Source organism: Butyrivibrio sp. LB2008, assembly GCF_000621565.1.
GTDB lineage: Bacteria > Bacillota > Clostridia > Lachnospirales > Lachnospiraceae > Butyrivibrio.
Map to the genome: position 1 here is coordinate 1 of NZ_JHXZ01000019.1, position 14,955 is coordinate 14,955.

A 14,955-nucleotide genomic window follows, 5' to 3' on the forward strand; every position below is an offset into this window, starting at 1 on the left:
AGTCGTTTCCAGCTGTTATCCCCCAGTATGAGGCAGGTTGCCCACGCGTTACTCACCCGTCCGCCACTAAGATTTAACAAGAATCTGCCGAAGCTTCATCAGCGTTAAATCTCCGTTCGACTTGCATGTGTTAGGCACGCCGCCAGCGTTCATCCTGAGCCAGGATCGAACTCTCACGTTTAAAAGTTTAATCCGGCTAAGAACTTAAGCTTGGCTTTTCGTTCTGTCCGTTAATTTACATTTTTCTGAATTATTCTCTTGGAATCTTTCAGGGTTGCATTACTGTTTATTTGTCAAAGTGCTTTGTTGCCGCTGTCCTCAGCGACAGCTTACTTAGAATATCATAGGCCCTATGCCGTGTCAATAACTTTTTTGAATTTTTTTTATTATTTTATAAAACTTTTCCAAAAATCATTTCTGATTTTCCCAGAAAGCAGTGTCCATGCGCCTTGGAGGCTTGTCAAGAGTTTTATGTCCGTAACGTATTCTACGAGGTAAAGTATCGCCAAAGCTTCAAAAAGTCCAAGAACCGCTCCAAGAATTTTATCAAACCTTCCAAGAACCGGAATTTCTTTCATCTTCCTGAGGCTCTCTCCTATTCCCGTCATAAGTCTGTAAACACAAAACGCCACTATCAGATAACCAATCTTTGGAATTATTCCTCCAAAGCTTTTCTGTGTGACATTTTCCGTAATTCCCATCACAAAATATACAGAAGCAAATGCCGCCAAAACAGCAATTAAGCCTGCCGCTTCCGCAATCAGGCCACTATTTGCTCCATATGATATTCTCCATAAGATAATGCAGACCACTGCAATAGTTATAACAATCTGTGATATGTCCAAACTCATAAATTTCCTCTGTTTGACTACTTAAGCGACAATGTATCGATTCTGCTGCTTGTCACCAAAGCAAAGCTGCTCATGGTGTTTGTAGGTATCATATTTCTTACAGGTTCCTCAAACTCTCCCTGGTACTTCACTTTTCCGTTCATATCTTTTAGCATGAACTCTTTTTCATTGTATATGACAATCTGCTTATTGCTGAAAATAATTTCCGAGTAATCCATATCAAAATAAGTGGTAAGCACCGATTCTCCGGTTGAATTATATACTTGCAGCCTATATTCTCCCTCTTCGGAAGATTCCGCAAACACAAGTCCCACATATGAATCGCTGAAAAAAACTGATCGTATTTCATCCTCTCCGATCGGGTTTTTCGCGCGCTCTTTGGGTTTTTCCTTACCCGAATAAAACATGATCTCACTGTTGGAAACAGCAAACGCCTTATCCGCACTCATGAAACGTACGAAAGGAACAACTTCTTCGCTGTAATCATACCCACTTGCCAAGTGTCCCTGCATATTTTGACCGACATCGCCAAAGTTATAAAAACCGATGCTTGTCTTTACCGCTCCATCTTTGGGATTCTGATATGCAACACACAAAAGCTCTCCGTTAGGAGAAATGCTTATACTGGCCGGATATCCCGTTTCCTTCATTGTGGAGCGCAAATTTGCAAGCTTGTTTCCCTGAGCATCATAAAGAAAAATATGTGTTACATCCTCATCATCAAGAATTGCCGCAACAACTCCCTGTGAAGATACACAGAAATCTCTTATGGGAAATTCTGTCTTCACTTCTCCCATCGGCCCGCTGATGCTGTTCACATAGATCTCATGTCCGTTATTCTCACCTATGGCTATAGTATCCATGCAGGTTCTTGCTTTGGGATTCTGCATTTCATACGTCTGATTCCAAAGAGCCTTCCCCGTTGCATCCAGGCAACTCACGCCATCATTACTGTACTGAATGATATGGCCGTTAAGACTGACTACCTGCGTACCGGTTCCGTTATTAACAGGTACTCCCTGTGAAGTAGAAGCCTGAGAATATTGCTTATCACGCCAGCTGATGTATATAACCGAAGTCAGAACAGTAACACCTACAATAATAGCCACTGCTCTTATAAAAACTTTCAGCTTGTGGCTTCTTATCTTTTCCCTGTAAGAGGTCTGCCTGTCGGAAGCACCGCTCTTTTTTCTGCTATTTAATTTACCAGCATATGTACTAAAATCACGTACTTCTGCCAAGACAAACCTCCGTTATATCAGCTTCGTTAATTATACGAACTGATAGATTGTTGTTGTATCATAAGCCTTATCAGGACCAAATACAGGTTTAGGGAATCCTTCCTGATTGATCGAGTTGGGATAAAACTGTGTTTCAAGGCATACACCTTCTCTGTTCTTATATGAAACTCCGCCTTTACAGTTCTCACCGCTAAGGAAGTTGCCGGCATAGAGCTGAACTCCCGGAAGATCCGTGAAGCACTTCATTGTGATTCCTGTTTCAGGTGAAGAAAGAACAGCTATCTCGTTGATAGATCCATCTGCATTGTCAACAACATAGTTATGGTCGTATCCGCCAACAGCTTTAAGCTGATAGTTATCGGCTTCAATATCTTTTCCGATAGTTTTTTCCGCAAGGAAATCAAAAGGAGTTCCCTTAACACTTTCAATCTCACCTGTAGGAATCGCAGCTGAATCAATAACAGGTGTGTAATTGGATGCATTGAGTTTAAGCACATGATCAAGAATAGAACCATGACCGTTCAAGTTGAAATATGCATGGTTTGTCATATTGATAAGTGTATTTGCATCACTTGTCGCACTATAGTGGATAGATAATGAATTGTCCTCTGAAAGAGAATATGTAACTTCAAACACTCGGTTTCCGGCAAATCCGAGATCTCCGTCCGCCGCCTTAAGAGTGAATTTAACGCTGTCATCACCTTCTACGGCATCCCATACTCTCTTATGGAATCCGTTATCCATATCTGTGTGAAGATTGTTAGGCCCGTCATTTACGGGAAGTGTGAATTCTTTTCCGTCAATCTTGTACTTAGCTTCGCAGATTCTGTTGGCTGTAGGTCCTACCGTCGATCCGAGGAAGCATGAATTCTGAAGATATCCTTCGAGATTATCATAACCAAGAACCACATCAACAAGTTTTCCATCCTTGCCGGGTACAAAAATATTTTTGATCGTAACACCAAAGTTGATCACAACAACCTCTACATTGTTCTTGTTAGAGATGTGATACTCGTACACCTGCTCCTTAGCGGGAGTTTCCCCAAATAACACTTTTTTTACTGCCATTTTACATTACCTCCATATTTATGAACATTATAATTCTGTTCTACCTTCCAAAGCTCTGAGCAAAGTAACTTCGTCAATATATTCCAGGTCGCCCCCGACAGGAACTCCGCTGGCTATTCTGGTGACTTTTATGCCCGTAGGCTTGATAAGTTTGCTTATATACATCGCAGTCGTTTCACCTTCGAGACTGGAATTGGTCGCTACTATCACTTCATCAACCTCTTCCGTCTGAAGTCGCTGCATCAGCTCTGAGAGCCGTATATCTCCGGGACCTATTCCCAACATAGGAGAAATAGCCCCATGAAGAACATGGTATACCCCGTCATACTTGCCGGTCTTCTCATATGCCGCCAGATCTCTGGCATTCTCAACAACCATGATAGTCTTATGGTTTCTGTTTGAGTTACCGCATATGGGACAGATGTCTTCATCGGTAAGAGTACAACACACCTTACAATAGTGCACGTTTTCTCTTGCACTTGTTATTGTGTCGGCAAGCTTTTTCACCCTGTCTTTGGGCAGATTTATAATATAAAAAGCAAGCCTCTGCGCCGATTTACCACCTATTCCCGGCAGGGAAGCCAGTTCATCTATCAGACGATTGATATGTCCGCTGTAAAGATCCATCAGAAAGGAAATCCTCCGCCCAATCCGCCGGTCATCTTGCCAAGCATAGCTCCGCTCGCTTCTTCTGCCTGCTTCATAGCCTCATTAACTGCAGCAACTATCATATCCTGAAGCATCTCAACATCATCAGGATCAACTGCATCAGGTGAAATAACAACGTTCTTCAAAGTCTTATTTCCGAATACCGTAGCCTCTACAGCACCGCCACCGGCTTTTGCAGTGAACTCTTTTACCTCAAGTTCCTTCTGACTTTCCTCCATCTGACGCTGCATTCTCTGCGCCTGTTTCATAAGATTGCTCATGTTTCCGGGCATTCCGCCTCCGGGAAAACCGCCTCTTTTAGCCATTTCTAATTCTCCTTTTCATCATCTTCTGTTACTATATCAAAATTTATAGCTTGCAGGTTTACATAATTCTCTTCAAAAGTCTGCTGCGGCTCAATATAACGCGTCTCAAACGACACATGTTTGCCTATGGCATTATCAAGAACATTTTGAAGATCGTCAGCCGATTGTCCCGAATTATACTTATCGGCGAGCTGCTTATTATCAAAGACAATCTGCAAAGTGTCATTGTTTCCGAGACTGAGCTTTGCTCTCTGCAAATATGTCTTCATGGGATTTTCCATTCCTGCGATCACTCTGGACCAATTTGCGACTATGCGCTTTATATCCTCAGGGACAGCACGGTCAAGCACCTTCTTTTCTTTTACATCATTATCGTTTCCGGTATTAACCGCCGAACCGGTCGCCACCGCAATCTGTCCGCCTTGAATTCCCTTTAAAAGCTTTGAATTCTCTTCATCATGTTTCTCAAGAATCCTAAGCCTGTCCTCAACCGAATCCTCTCCGGGTTCCATCTGAGGTTTACACATTTTTATAAGTGTTATCTCTATAAGCACTCTCTTCTGCGTAGCATATCTAAGCTGAGAAGAAAGCTCCGAAAAAATCCTGATATATCTAAGAAGCGTATCTACATTTACGCCCTCAGCCTGCTCTTTCAGCACTTTCAGATTGTCCGTGGAAATATCCACAACATCTTCCATCTGATCCGAAGCCTGAATAAGCATGAGATTTCTCAGATACCAGACAAAATCGTTTACAAACTGCGAAAGCTCACGGCCCTGAACGACCACATCTGCCAATATCTTGAGTGCATCATCCGCATTCTGACTATATATTGCGGAAAAGAGCCTGCTAAACACCTCTGTATCCACAGCTCCCAGCACATTAAGAACCTTATCGTAAGTAAGTTCCTCGCCGTAGTTGAACGCAACGCACTGATCAAGAAGACTCAGTGAATCTCTCATTGATCCGTCAGCCGTCTTGGCAATATATCTAAGCGCGCGCTCCTCAACGGTTATTCCTTCCGAATCAACTACCTCTCTGAGGCGCTCCTCAATTCTGTCCACTGTGATCCTGTGGAAATCATATCTCTGACATCTTGAAAGTATCGTAATGGGAATCTTATGAACTTCCGTTGTAGCCAAAATAAACATCACATATGACGGCGGCTCTTCAAGCGTCTTAAGGAGCGCGTTAAAAGCTCCCGTTGACAACATATGCACCTCGTCAATGATGTACACTTTGCGCTTTCCCTTCGTGGGAGAGTAAGAAACTTCATCTATGATCTCTCTTACGTTATCAACACCGTTATTTGATGCGGCATCGATCTCAATCACATTCATGCTGTTTCCTGCAGCGATTTCCTTGCACATCTCGCATTCGCCGCACGGACTTCCGTCTATCGGATTTTCACAGTTTACTGCTTTTGCCAGAATCTTGGCAACAGAAGTCTTACCTGTTCCGCGTGTTCCGCAAAACAGGTAAGCGTGTCCGACTCTGTCAGATTTTATCTGATTTTTCAGCGTGGTTACTATATGATCCTGTCCTTTTACATCTTCAAAAACAGGAGGTCTGAATTTTCTGTATAATGCAACGTAACTCATTAAAAAAATGCTCCAAACAAAACTTTTTGTGCCTTAATCCCCGAAGCAAACACCGAGAGCCTTGGCCTCTTTGATTATTCCGGCATCCGGTGCCACGGATTTGAGCTTGCCCGCAATATCCTTAAGCGGAACCTTTACTATCTCTCTGTTCTTGTAAGCAACCATGTATCCATACTGCTTCTTAAGAACGAGCCATCCCGCTTCCGCTCCGAGTCTCGATGCAAATACTCTGTCGTAAGGATCGGGAACTCCGCCCCTCTGCATATGACCGGGAACCGTAACTCTTACTTCATGTCCGGTCTTCTTCTGAATTTCCTCCGCGATCTCATATGAAACAGAAGGATATTTGCGCTTTGAGATTTTCTCTTTATATTCCTTCTTGGAAAGTTTGGCGTCCTTCTTGGATATCGCTCCTTCAGCCACCGCAATGATAGTGAACCTGCTGCCTCTCTCATCACGTGCTCTTATCGCATTGCATACCTTGTCTATGTCATAAGGAATCTCAGGTATGAGGACAACATCGGCTCCGCCTGCAATTCCAGCATTAAGAGTGAGCCATCCAACCTTATGTCCCATTACTTCAATTATAAAAACTCTTCCGTGAGAATCAGCCGTCGTGTGAATATTGTCAATAACTCCGGTCGCTATATCAACCGCACTCTGGAAACCGAAAGTCATATCCGTTCCCCACAGGTCGTTGTCGATAGTCTTAGGAAGCGAAACAATATTAAGCCCTTCCTCACTCAGAAGATTAGCTGTCTTCTGCGAACCGTTTCCTCCGAGAACAACAAGGCAGTCCAGCTTTAACTTGTAGTAGTTCTGCTTCATAGCCTCTACTTTGTCCAAACCGTTCTCGTCAGGTTCTCTGATAGTCTTAAAAGGAGTTCTCGAACTTCCGAGAATAGTTCCTCCTTTTGTAAGAATGCCCGAAAAATCCTTGGAAGTAAGCATTCGAAAATCGCTGTATATAAGTCCCTTATAGCCATTCAAAAAGCCGTAGAATTCAACTTCTTCTCCGCTGTTGGCGATGCATTTTACAACGCCGCGCATAGCAGCATTCAAAGCCTGACAATCACCACCGCTGGTCAACATTCCGATTCTCATCATAATGAATAGGCCTCCTTGAATTTTTATCGCATACTACCGTTAATTATACAAAATAATATCACCTATGCCAAGCTAATACCGATTGACGAAGCCCTGTTTAATCAGTATAATGTAAAACGTTCTGGAGTCGTATCAAAGTGGTCGTAATGAGGCGCACTCGAAATGCGTTTGTCCTTTTTGGGCACGAGGGTTCGAATCCCTCCGACTCCGCTTTTATACACAAAATAAGAGGTCTCGGTTATGAGACCTCTTATTTTGTATAATGGCAAAAGCACTTTTCCCATATTGCATTTACGCGGACTACTTAAGAAATGCATCGGGAATGTACAATTTAACTGAATTTGAATAAACAACGAAAAGAATGATTAAAAACAACAGTATTACTGCTGAATACAGATAAAGCATAGCGTTCTTATTCGTCTTATATTTCTCAAATACTATTCCAAATACCATGCAGAGCACTACTATTCCAAAGATCAAATAGATCGCAGCTCCAAGCATAGCGCTTATCATTGTAAAGAATATTGCAAGTATAATGCAAGGAATCATGAATGCCGACTTAATTCCGGCAATTGCAACCGCTTCCTTGAATTCCACATCGATGTTCATTGCTCTTCCCGCAGCGTACATAAGAAGTGCAAATACTACTGCGAGCAACGCCGAAAACAGCATTGCGAGTACAAACGATCCTCCTGCAGAGAATTTATATCCCGACAGATCCATGAAAGGAAATACCTGCTCAGTCATTTCATTGTTGATCTTGCATATAAGAACCGCAACGAAGATGGATGAGAACAGTACCTGGGCAACCATAAAAATGAGTGCCGATGTAAAATTCCTTCCTGCCGCGAAGCTTGCTCCGTTTGTTACAGGCTTGCTGAAAAGATCCACAAATCTTGCAAACGCTTCGGATGCATCCTCTTTAATTGCCGCAAGGTCAATCTCAGGAACCTTTGCGGAAGCCTTCTTAACCTGCTTAACGGGCTTTTGAGGCTCTTCCTTGATTTTCTTAACAGGCTCAGCTTTCTTCTCCTGTACCTTCTGTACTTTTTCTTCCTTAGCATCTGTCAAAGAAGCCATATCAAAAACAGGCTTAGGGTCAGGTTTAAGTTCAACCGCTTCTTCAGCTTTTACTTCCTCTGCCTTTTCTGCTGCCTCTGTCTTTACTTCCTCAACTTTTTCCTCTGCTTTTTCTTCAACTTTCTCGGCAGGCTTTTCTTCCTCTGTCTTTTCTGCCGCCTCTTCTGTCTTTACTTCAGCTTTTTCTTCCTTTTCAGCTTCAGTTTTTACTTCATTTTCTTTTTCAACTTTTGTTTTAGCCTTTGCTCTGGTCTTTTTTACAACCTTCTCTTCAAGTTTTTCCTCAGATGATTCTTCAGCTATAGCTTCCTCCGCCTCTTCAGCGAATGTGCTACGCTTTTTTGCACGGGTTGTCTTTTTCTTAGGTTTAGCCTTACGCTCTTCCTCTCCGAATTCTCCCTTATCTATCATATCAAAAACTTTTCTAATCTCATTGGCTTCACGTTTATTCTGCGCTTGCTCACACTTACAGAGTTCTCCGTCAGCAAGTTCTTTTCCACAGTATTCGCATACACCCATCTGAATTACCTCCGAGCTATCCAATCCCCTATTGCATGCTTTGAATAAAGTGCCTGATAGCCTTGTTTCTAAATTGATAATTATATTTTACTTGTAATTTAACATTCCAAGTATTATCATGTTACCATTTTTGTTACCATTACGTCAATATGTATTTGCAATAATCTATTAGCTATTTTTTGGGGGTGTTCAGTACCTATAATGCTGCTATTTCAAGCCACTTACAGTTTTTTTCTTATATAAAAGAAAAACCGACTGCAAGCAAATACCCCTGCAGCCGGATTATAATTCTGTCATATTCTGTTAAAAAAGAATTATCCCAAAACCATATCTCGGATTATTTCCACATATCATTCACGAAGTACATCAGAACAGCCCATGTATAAACCGAATAATAATGCCCTCTGTCATCAACTCCGTTTTTCAAAAGCTCTTTTGCCTTAGCCTTATCAACAAGAACAAAGCCGTCAAAGCACTCCTGTCCCTCAGCGCCTTCCTGCGTAAGCTGCGAAATGTCATGACCTTTAAGAACAACTCCTACAAGCGCATTGCTCTCATCCGTCATTCCGGGCGTACTGAACAAAAGAGGATTTATAACAAAAATCTCATCCTTATTTTCATCAAAGATTATTCCCGTCTCCTCGCGAATCTCTCTGATAGCGGTAGACTCTGCCGGAGATTTGGCGTCCTTATCATCAGGATCGACAAGCCCCGCGGGAACACCGAGCAAAAATCTTCCCGTAGGATATCTGTACTCATAGGAAAGCAAAAGTTTCGAATCATCGCCGTCCTCGAAAACAACAAGACAGCTCACCGCATCGGGAATCATTTTTTTGAACTCTTCATCGCTCTTGACGGCAACGATATCGTCAAAGCCTCTTCTCGTCGCATCAAAATAATGTCTTCCCTCATCATACTGCAGATCAAAAACTCTCAAAAATTTTTCATCCATTACAGTCTTAACTTTTTCTTTTGTAATCTTTGGTCCTTCCATAATCATTCCTCACATCTGATGTCTTACGACTTTATATTCATCATTGTCCTGATAATACGGGCAGTCCTTGTTAGTTCCGGACATAAGCCTGTAATAATCATCTTCGTCCATATTTACCATGCAAGTGTAACATTCCCAGTCTTCATCATAAACATAATTGGCACAAGTATCACAGATCATACGAAATCCTCTCTCATTGGATTAAAGATATCAAGAAGAACGCCCTCTTCAAGACAAACGCAGCCGTGCTCGACGCTGTCCGTCTTAAGCATGCTGTCTCCGGCTTTAACAACTTTTTTTACCCCATCGATCTCAAACTCAAATTTGCCACTCACAACATAAGTTATCTGCGTGTGCGGATGATGGTGGAGCGCACCGACAGCTCCCTTTTCAAAAGTGTTCTCGACGCACATAAGGTCTTTGCTGTACGCAAGCACTCTTCTTACCACGCCGTTTCCCTGATCCTCCGGTTTAACATCATCATAAAATACCCATCTATCATTTAACATATTCAAAACCTCCATATTATAGACAAGGTCATATTATCAAAAATTCATGGCATCAACAAATGAATCGTCAAAGTCTTCATTATTCGCAAGTATAATTTCAGTCGCACATTCTTTTATCTTATTTATATCAAAAAGAGCTTCTTCTTTTCTCCCCAAAAGAATTGCAGAGAGCAGTTTGACAGCCCCCTTCAGCGAACTGTTTCCGATGCTCACGGTTTCACCTGAGAAGCCGCCCGGAAAAAGCTTTATGCTCCTTATCCTCTCGTAATCAAGATTCGATCCGAAACCTCCGGCGATATACACCTTATCAGGCGCATCTCTTCCGACAAGCTCTTTAAGTCCCGTATATACAGCCCCCTTCGCAAGCTGAATATTCCTTATATCCTGCTGCGTAACCGTTATGCGTCCGTCATCCGTAAGGGCAAAGCCTTTGTCAAAAAAATCATCTGAAAGAAGTCCGCTCTTATCGACAATCCCGTTTCGTACAAGTTCCGAAACCGCCTCCATGACTCCCGTTCCGCAAAGTCCTATGGGAGCCTTGCCGGCTATAGTCGTGGCATTTGTTAAAAAACCTTTTTCAAAATCCCCCGTTATATCAACATGACACACAGCTCCCGGCACAGATGCTACTCCGCAGGATATAGCCCCGCCCTCAAACACAGGTCCCGCCGCAGTTGATGTCACCTTAAGGTCCTTTCCGTCAAAAAAAGCCATCTCCCCGTTAGTTCCAAGGTCCAAAAGAAGTTCTTTTTTATTATCTTTGTTTATAATCTCAGAATAATAAATTCCCGCGACAATATCCGCCCCGACAAACGCGGATATCCCGGGCATTGTCACAAGATCCGAGCCAAACATCTCAGTTTCATATACATTATTATCAACAGGCGTATAGGGATATTTCCCCAAGTCTTCAACATCAAGCCCTCTAAAAATATGCAGCATCGTGGTATTTCCGGTAACAACAATTTGTGAAATATCGCCGCCGCCCATTTCTTCAATCCCGGCTGTCAGATCCGTTATCAGACCAGATATATCTTTTCGCACGATATCTTTAAGCTCTTCCAGCTTATTCGCATTTACATCCTGCCCGGCACCCGAAGCATACGCTATCCTTGATATTACATCCGCGCCGAAACGTCTCTGATGATTTACGCAGCTTGCAGTATGAAGAATCTCTTTTCCGCCCTCATCCGATACTCCGACAAGCGCCGCGGCTATCGTCGTTGTACCGATATCGACAGCAATCCCGTACTTATCATAATCTCCGGATCCCGCGACACTCCTTGCAGTCTCTGCAACAATATCTTCTTCAACAAGCCCCGAATCATCAATGCAGACACTGCAATCCGTTTCCAGACTGCATCTGCACAAGAGCCGCACGCCGCACGCAATATCTTTTTCGCTCAAAAAAGTCTTATCGAGCGTATTGGGGATCGGCGCTCCCTCAATAAATCTAACCCTGCACTTTCCACATCTTCCGGCTCCGCCGCATGGATATGACACATTGAAACCGGCATCCGAAAGCACACCTTTAAGCTGTTTCCCCTTAAAAGCTTCGAGCGTAACAATATTTTTTTTATGCTCAATGCGGACTTTTATCCTCTTCACTCTGCCACCATGCCAAACTGTTTTTTTCCTATTGTATCACACCGCTATTTTATTTTTCATATTATGGTTTTTTGATGTTAAATGTGCGAAAATATTTTTGTAATTTTTTCGTTTTCGAAAGGAGATAATTATGGGGCTTATTCAAGCAGCAACAATAGCAGGCAGCAATGTACTTGCAGATCAGTGGAGAGAGTACTTCTACTGCCCTTCATTAACTAATGATGTATTGATTACAAAGGGTGAAAAAAAAGTCGGTAACGGTGCAAATAAAAAAGGATCCGACAACGTAATTTCCGACGGATCCATAATCGCAATAAACGAAGGTCAGTGCATGATCCTTGTAGATCAGGGACAGATCACTCACATCTCTGCCGATGCAGGTGAATATGTATATGACTCTTCAACCGATTCTTCAATTTTTTACGGAAGTCTCAGCGAGTCGGTCCTTAACAGTTTCAAGGAATTCGGCAAAAGAGTCGGATTCGGAGGAATTGCCGCAAAGGATCAGCGCGTATATTTTGTAAACATAAAAGAAATACTCGGAAACAAGTACGGAACGATCAACCCTGTTCCTTTCCGCGTAGTTGACACAAATATCGGTCTTGATATGGACGTAAGCATCAAATGTCACGGCGAGTTTAGTTACAGAATTGTAGATCCGATTCTTTTCTACAAGAACATCTGCGGAAATATTGAAGGTGTATTCAGAAAAGACAAGATAGAATCACAGCTTAAGAGCGAGCTTCTCACAGCTCTTCAGCCCGCATTTGCAAAGATTTCCGAGATGGGCATCAGATACAGCTCACTCCCCGGACATACAACTGAGATTGCAGATGCCTTAAACGAAGTTCTCTCAAATAAATGGTCAGGCTTCTACGGAATCACTCTCACAAGCTTCGGAATCAGTTCCGTTACAGCAAACGAAGAGGATGAAAAGACAATCAAAGAGCTTCAGCGCACAGGCGCACTCAGAAATCCCAGCATGGCTGCCGCAACTCTGGCAAATGCACAGGCGCAGGCAATGCAGGATGCAGCAAAAAACACTGCTACAGGCCCCATGATGGCATTTGCCGGAATGAATATGGCACAGCAGGCAGGCGGAATGAATGCCAACCAGCTCTTTGCAATGGGATCACAGCAACAACAAGCTCAGCCCATGCAGGGGCAGCCTGCTCAGCCTCAGCCCGCACAGAACCAGGCAGCCGCAGGATCCTGGACCTGCTCATGCGGTTCTGTAAATACCGGCAACTTCTGCCCCAATTGCGGAGCAAAAAAGCCTGCAACAACATGGACATGTTCTTGCGGTGCGGTAAACGACGGAAACTTCTGCACAAGTTGCGGTTCACCCAGAAAATAAATGATTTTTTGAGGATAATATGTCTTTACAAGAATATGAATGCCCCGCCTGTGGCGGGGCAATGGAATTTAATCCCACAACACAGAAGCTGAAATGTCTCTACTGTGATTCAGAATTTGATGTAAAAGATTACGTAGCCAACCACAATTCAAACAGCGCCGGAACCGCTGCGGAAAACACATCCGCATACAGCGAAGGAAGCGAACCGCTATTTATTTACACGTGCGGTTCATGTGGCGGTGAGATCATCACAACAGACTCACTCGGATCCACAAAGTGCCCCTTCTGCAGCAATAACGTTGTTGTAAAAGAGAAATTTACCGGCGAATTCAAACCTGACTATGTAATCCCATTCAGCAAAACAAAAGAGGATGCGATCGAAACATATAAAAGCTATGTAAAAGCAAGAAAACTCATCCCTCCTGTTTTTGCCGAACAGAACCACATAGACGAGATCAAAGGAATCTACGTTCCTTTCTGGCTCTATGATGCAACAGAGCATTTCAACGGTGAATATGAAGCCACAAGGCACAGAACCTGGTCAGATTCAACATACCATTACAGAGAGACCAAATACTACAATCTTACCCGCGAAGGAACCGAGAGCTTTAAATATGTTCCGGTAGATGCCTCCAAAGAAATGCCTGATGATCTCATGGATTCTTTGGAACCTTTCGACAGAAATGCGATGGTTCCTTTCAACATGGGCTATCTTGCAGGATTTTTGGCGAATAAATACAATGTAAGCTCGGAAGAATCAATTTCCAGAGCTTTATCCCGTATGGAACTGACAACCTCTGCGGATTTCCAGCAGACTATCTCAGGATATGACAGCATTTCGCCGCTACATGTCGACCTTCATACGGTAAAAGCAACCAACAAATATGCCCTCTACCCGGTATACATACTAAATACCACCTGGAGAGGCAAGAACTACCTGTTTGCCATGAACGGACAGTCCGGAAAATTTGTCGGAAATCTGCCGTTCAGCCTCAAGCAGGCCTTAAAATACTACATACCTTTTGCTCTGGGATTCAGCTTACTTGCTTATATTGTTTTATACTTCGTCCTCTGAGCACCTCACTTTAGAAGAGTTATATATTCAGAAAAATATGAAAAAAATAATTGAAATCAAAAAACATATAAAAATACCGGTGCTTCTGGCAGCTCTTGTTCTTTGCTTCAGCACGAGTCTTACAGCTTATGCCTACACAAACAATCTTTGGGATGATTACACCGTTCCGTCAACAAGGCAAAAAGAAAGGCTCCTTGACGAAGCAGACTTATTGTCATCTTCCGAAGAAGCAAAGATTCTTGAAAGACTCAACACTCTCAGTGAGAAACAGCGCTGTAACGTAACTATACTAACCGTAAACTCTCACTCCGGAAGTATTGAAGCTTTTGCCGACGATTATTTTGACTACAACGGTTTTGGCGCAGATTACAACGACAGCGGAGTTCTTTTTGTCCTTTCCATGAATACAAGAGAGTGGGCAATCAGCACGTCCGGTGAGGGAATAAACGCATTTACCGACTACGGTCAGGAAAAGATGACAGACACAATGCTCCCGTATCTTAAAAACGGTAATTATTACAAGGCTTTTGATGTCTATATAGATACCTCCGATAATTACCTTAACCTGTACCACGCAGGCACTCCGTTTGATATAGGTGATATTTTTGTCGATCATTCCGACCGAAATTCTTCTTTCCACTTTTTGCTCAGCATTATAATCGGACTTGTCACCGCAACTATACCTATAGCTGCCATGGCAGCCAATTTAAAAACAGTCCGCAAGAACAAAAATGCTGCGGGATATAGAACCGACGGAATACATATGAGCGTTAATAATGATACACTCGTAAGGACTTATGTATCGAAAACAAGAAGAGAGAGCAGCTCCGGAAGCCACTACGGCGGCAGTAGTCGCAGCGGTGGCAGTCACCACAGCGGCGGAAGTTCTGTTCACCGCTCAAGCTCGGGGCATTCTCACGGCGGAAGCCACGGACACTTCTGACACGATTGCCAATTTATTTTTTATCATT

15 protein-coding genes, 1 tRNA gene and 1 rRNA gene are annotated in these 14,955 nt (G+C 43.0%); 4 read left to right on the forward strand and 13 right to left on the reverse strand.

Annotated features, from left to right (window positions below):
- The 8 genes from T356_RS0107195 to T356_RS0107230 all read right to left on the reverse strand — a co-directional run.
- A 16S ribosomal RNA gene (locus T356_RS0107195) occupies window positions 1–181 on the reverse strand; the annotation flags it as partial.
- A 205-nt stretch (window positions 182–386) separates the two neighbouring features.
- Entirely contained in the window at window positions 387–851 is a 465-nt protein-coding gene (locus T356_RS0107200; protein WP_026513920.1) for a CvpA family protein, read from the reverse strand.
- 17 nt (window positions 852–868) lie between these two features.
- On the reverse strand, window positions 869–2,092 hold the full coding sequence (locus T356_RS0107205; protein WP_026513921.1) for a DUF5711 family protein: 1,224 nt from the start codon (window positions 2,090–2,092) through the stop codon (window positions 869–871).
- A 30-nt stretch (window positions 2,093–2,122) separates the two neighbouring features.
- Window positions 2,123–3,160 carry an aldose epimerase family protein gene (locus T356_RS0107210; RefSeq protein ID WP_026513922.1) on the reverse strand — a complete coding sequence of 346 codons (1,038 nt, stop codon included), beginning with the start codon at window positions 3,158–3,160 and terminating at the stop codon, window positions 2,123–2,125.
- Window positions 3,161–3,187: 27 nt separating this feature from the next.
- Entirely contained in the window at window positions 3,188–3,787 is a 600-nt protein-coding gene (recR, locus tag T356_RS0107215; RefSeq protein ID WP_026513923.1) for a recombination mediator RecR, read from the reverse strand.
- Window positions 3,787–4,134: a YbaB/EbfC family nucleoid-associated protein gene (locus tag T356_RS0107220; RefSeq protein ID WP_026513924.1), complete on the reverse strand. Its 348-nt coding sequence runs from the start codon at window positions 4,132–4,134 to the stop codon at window positions 3,787–3,789. Before T356_RS0107220 ends, recR begins: the two co-directional genes overlap by 1 nt.
- A 2-nt stretch (window positions 4,135–4,136) precedes the next feature.
- Window positions 4,137–5,735, reverse strand: coding sequence for a DNA polymerase III subunit gamma/tau (gene dnaX, locus T356_RS0107225; protein ID WP_026513925.1), 1,599 nt, complete (start codon window positions 5,733–5,735; stop codon window positions 4,137–4,139).
- A gap of 33 nt (window positions 5,736–5,768) precedes the next feature.
- A complete protein-coding gene (locus T356_RS0107230; protein ID WP_026513926.1) occupies window positions 5,769–6,842 on the reverse strand; it encodes a 6-phosphofructokinase in 1,074 nt (357 codons plus the stop codon).
- A gap of 123 nt (window positions 6,843–6,965) precedes the next feature.
- On the opposite strand from T356_RS0107230, the gene T356_RS0107235 reads away from it, so the two are divergent.
- A tRNA-Ser gene (locus tag T356_RS0107235) sits at window positions 6,966–7,052 on the forward strand.
- Window positions 7,053–7,142: 90 nt separating this feature from the next.
- On the opposite strand, the gene T356_RS0107240 is transcribed toward T356_RS0107235, so the two are convergent.
- The 5 genes from T356_RS0107240 to T356_RS20260 all read right to left on the reverse strand — a co-directional run bounded on the left by T356_RS0107240 (window position 7,143) and on the right by T356_RS20260 (window position 11,552).
- Window positions 7,143–8,441, reverse strand: a complete 1,299-nt coding sequence (locus T356_RS0107240) for a Yip1 family protein (RefSeq protein ID WP_026513927.1) — start codon at window positions 8,439–8,441, stop codon at window positions 7,143–7,145.
- 337 nt (window positions 8,442–8,778) lie between these two features.
- The gene (locus T356_RS0107245; RefSeq protein WP_026513928.1) at window positions 8,779–9,435 is read right to left on the reverse strand and encodes an NUDIX hydrolase; all 657 of its coding nucleotides are present in this window, start codon (window positions 9,433–9,435) and stop codon (window positions 8,779–8,781) included.
- A 9-nt stretch (window positions 9,436–9,444) separates the two neighbouring features.
- Window positions 9,445–9,615 (reverse strand): DUF6472 family protein, encoded by a 171-nt coding sequence (locus T356_RS21275; RefSeq protein ID WP_197020891.1) that lies wholly within the window; start codon window positions 9,613–9,615, stop codon window positions 9,445–9,447.
- A complete protein-coding gene (locus T356_RS0107255) occupies window positions 9,612–9,944 on the reverse strand; it encodes a cupin domain-containing protein (RefSeq protein WP_026513929.1) in 333 nt (110 codons plus the stop codon). Before T356_RS0107255 ends, T356_RS21275 begins: the two co-directional genes overlap by 4 nt.
- Window positions 9,945–9,980: 36 nt before the next feature.
- The gene (locus T356_RS20260) at window positions 9,981–11,552 is read right to left on the reverse strand and encodes an ASKHA domain-containing protein (RefSeq protein WP_026513930.1); all 1,572 of its coding nucleotides are present in this window, start codon (window positions 11,550–11,552) and stop codon (window positions 9,981–9,983) included.
- A 130-nt stretch (window positions 11,553–11,682) separates the two neighbouring features.
- Between T356_RS20260 and T356_RS0107265 the strand changes: the two genes are divergently transcribed.
- Genes T356_RS0107265 through T356_RS18700 form a run of 3 tightly spaced genes read left to right on the forward strand, consistent with a single transcriptional unit; the run spans window position 11,683 to window position 14,927 of the window.
- The gene (locus tag T356_RS0107265) at window positions 11,683–12,909 is read left to right on the forward strand and encodes an SPFH domain-containing protein (RefSeq protein WP_026513931.1); all 1,227 of its coding nucleotides are present in this window, start codon (window positions 11,683–11,685) and stop codon (window positions 12,907–12,909) included.
- A gap of 19 nt (window positions 12,910–12,928) precedes the next feature.
- On the forward strand, window positions 12,929–13,984 hold the full coding sequence (locus tag T356_RS0107270; RefSeq protein ID WP_026513932.1) for a hypothetical protein: 1,056 nt from the start codon (window positions 12,929–12,931) through the stop codon (window positions 13,982–13,984).
- 37 nt (window positions 13,985–14,021) lie between these two features.
- On the forward strand, window positions 14,022–14,927 hold the full coding sequence (locus tag T356_RS18700) for a TPM domain-containing protein (protein WP_051563240.1): 906 nt from the start codon (window positions 14,022–14,024) through the stop codon (window positions 14,925–14,927).
- The last annotated feature ends 28 nt before the right edge of the window (window positions 14,928–14,955 follow it).

What these genes read in the sequence shown, in the direction of transcription:
- T356_RS0107270 (WP_026513932.1), top strand. Translation starts at nt 12,929, where the DNA reads ATGTCTTTACAAGAATATGAATGCCCCGCCTGTGGCGGGGCAATGGAA.
- T356_RS0107240 (WP_026513927.1), bottom strand. Translation starts at nt 8,441, where the DNA reads ATGGGTGTATGCGAATACTGTGGAAAAGAACTTGCTGACGGAGAACTC.
- T356_RS21275 (WP_197020891.1), bottom strand. Translation starts at nt 9,615, where the DNA reads ATGATCTGTGATACTTGTGCCAATTATGTTTATGATGAAGACTGGGAA.
- T356_RS0107230 (WP_026513926.1), bottom strand. Translation starts at nt 6,842, where the DNA reads ATGATGAGAATCGGAATGTTGACCAGCGGTGGTGATTGTCAGGCTTTG.
- T356_RS0107255 (WP_026513929.1), bottom strand. Translation starts at nt 9,944, where the DNA reads ATGTTAAATGATAGATGGGTATTTTATGATGATGTTAAACCGGAGGAT.
- T356_RS18700 (WP_051563240.1), top strand. Translation starts at nt 14,022, where the DNA reads ATGAAAAAAATAATTGAAATCAAAAAACATATAAAAATACCGGTGCTT.
- recR (WP_026513923.1), bottom strand. Translation starts at nt 3,787, where the DNA reads ATGGATCTTTACAGCGGACATATCAATCGTCTGATAGATGAACTGGCT.
- T356_RS0107200 (WP_026513920.1), bottom strand. Translation starts at nt 851, where the DNA reads ATGAGTTTGGACATATCACAGATTGTTATAACTATTGCAGTGGTCTGC.
- dnaX (WP_026513925.1), bottom strand. Translation starts at nt 5,735, where the DNA reads ATGAGTTACGTTGCATTATACAGAAAATTCAGACCTCCTGTTTTTGAA.
- T356_RS0107220 (WP_026513924.1), bottom strand. Translation starts at nt 4,134, where the DNA reads ATGGCTAAAAGAGGCGGTTTTCCCGGAGGCGGAATGCCCGGAAACATG.
- T356_RS0107245 (WP_026513928.1), bottom strand. Translation starts at nt 9,435, where the DNA reads ATGGAAGGACCAAAGATTACAAAAGAAAAAGTTAAGACTGTAATGGAT.
- T356_RS0107265 (WP_026513931.1), top strand. Translation starts at nt 11,683, where the DNA reads ATGGGGCTTATTCAAGCAGCAACAATAGCAGGCAGCAATGTACTTGCA.
- T356_RS0107210 (WP_026513922.1), bottom strand. Translation starts at nt 3,160, where the DNA reads ATGGCAGTAAAAAAAGTGTTATTTGGGGAAACTCCCGCTAAGGAGCAG.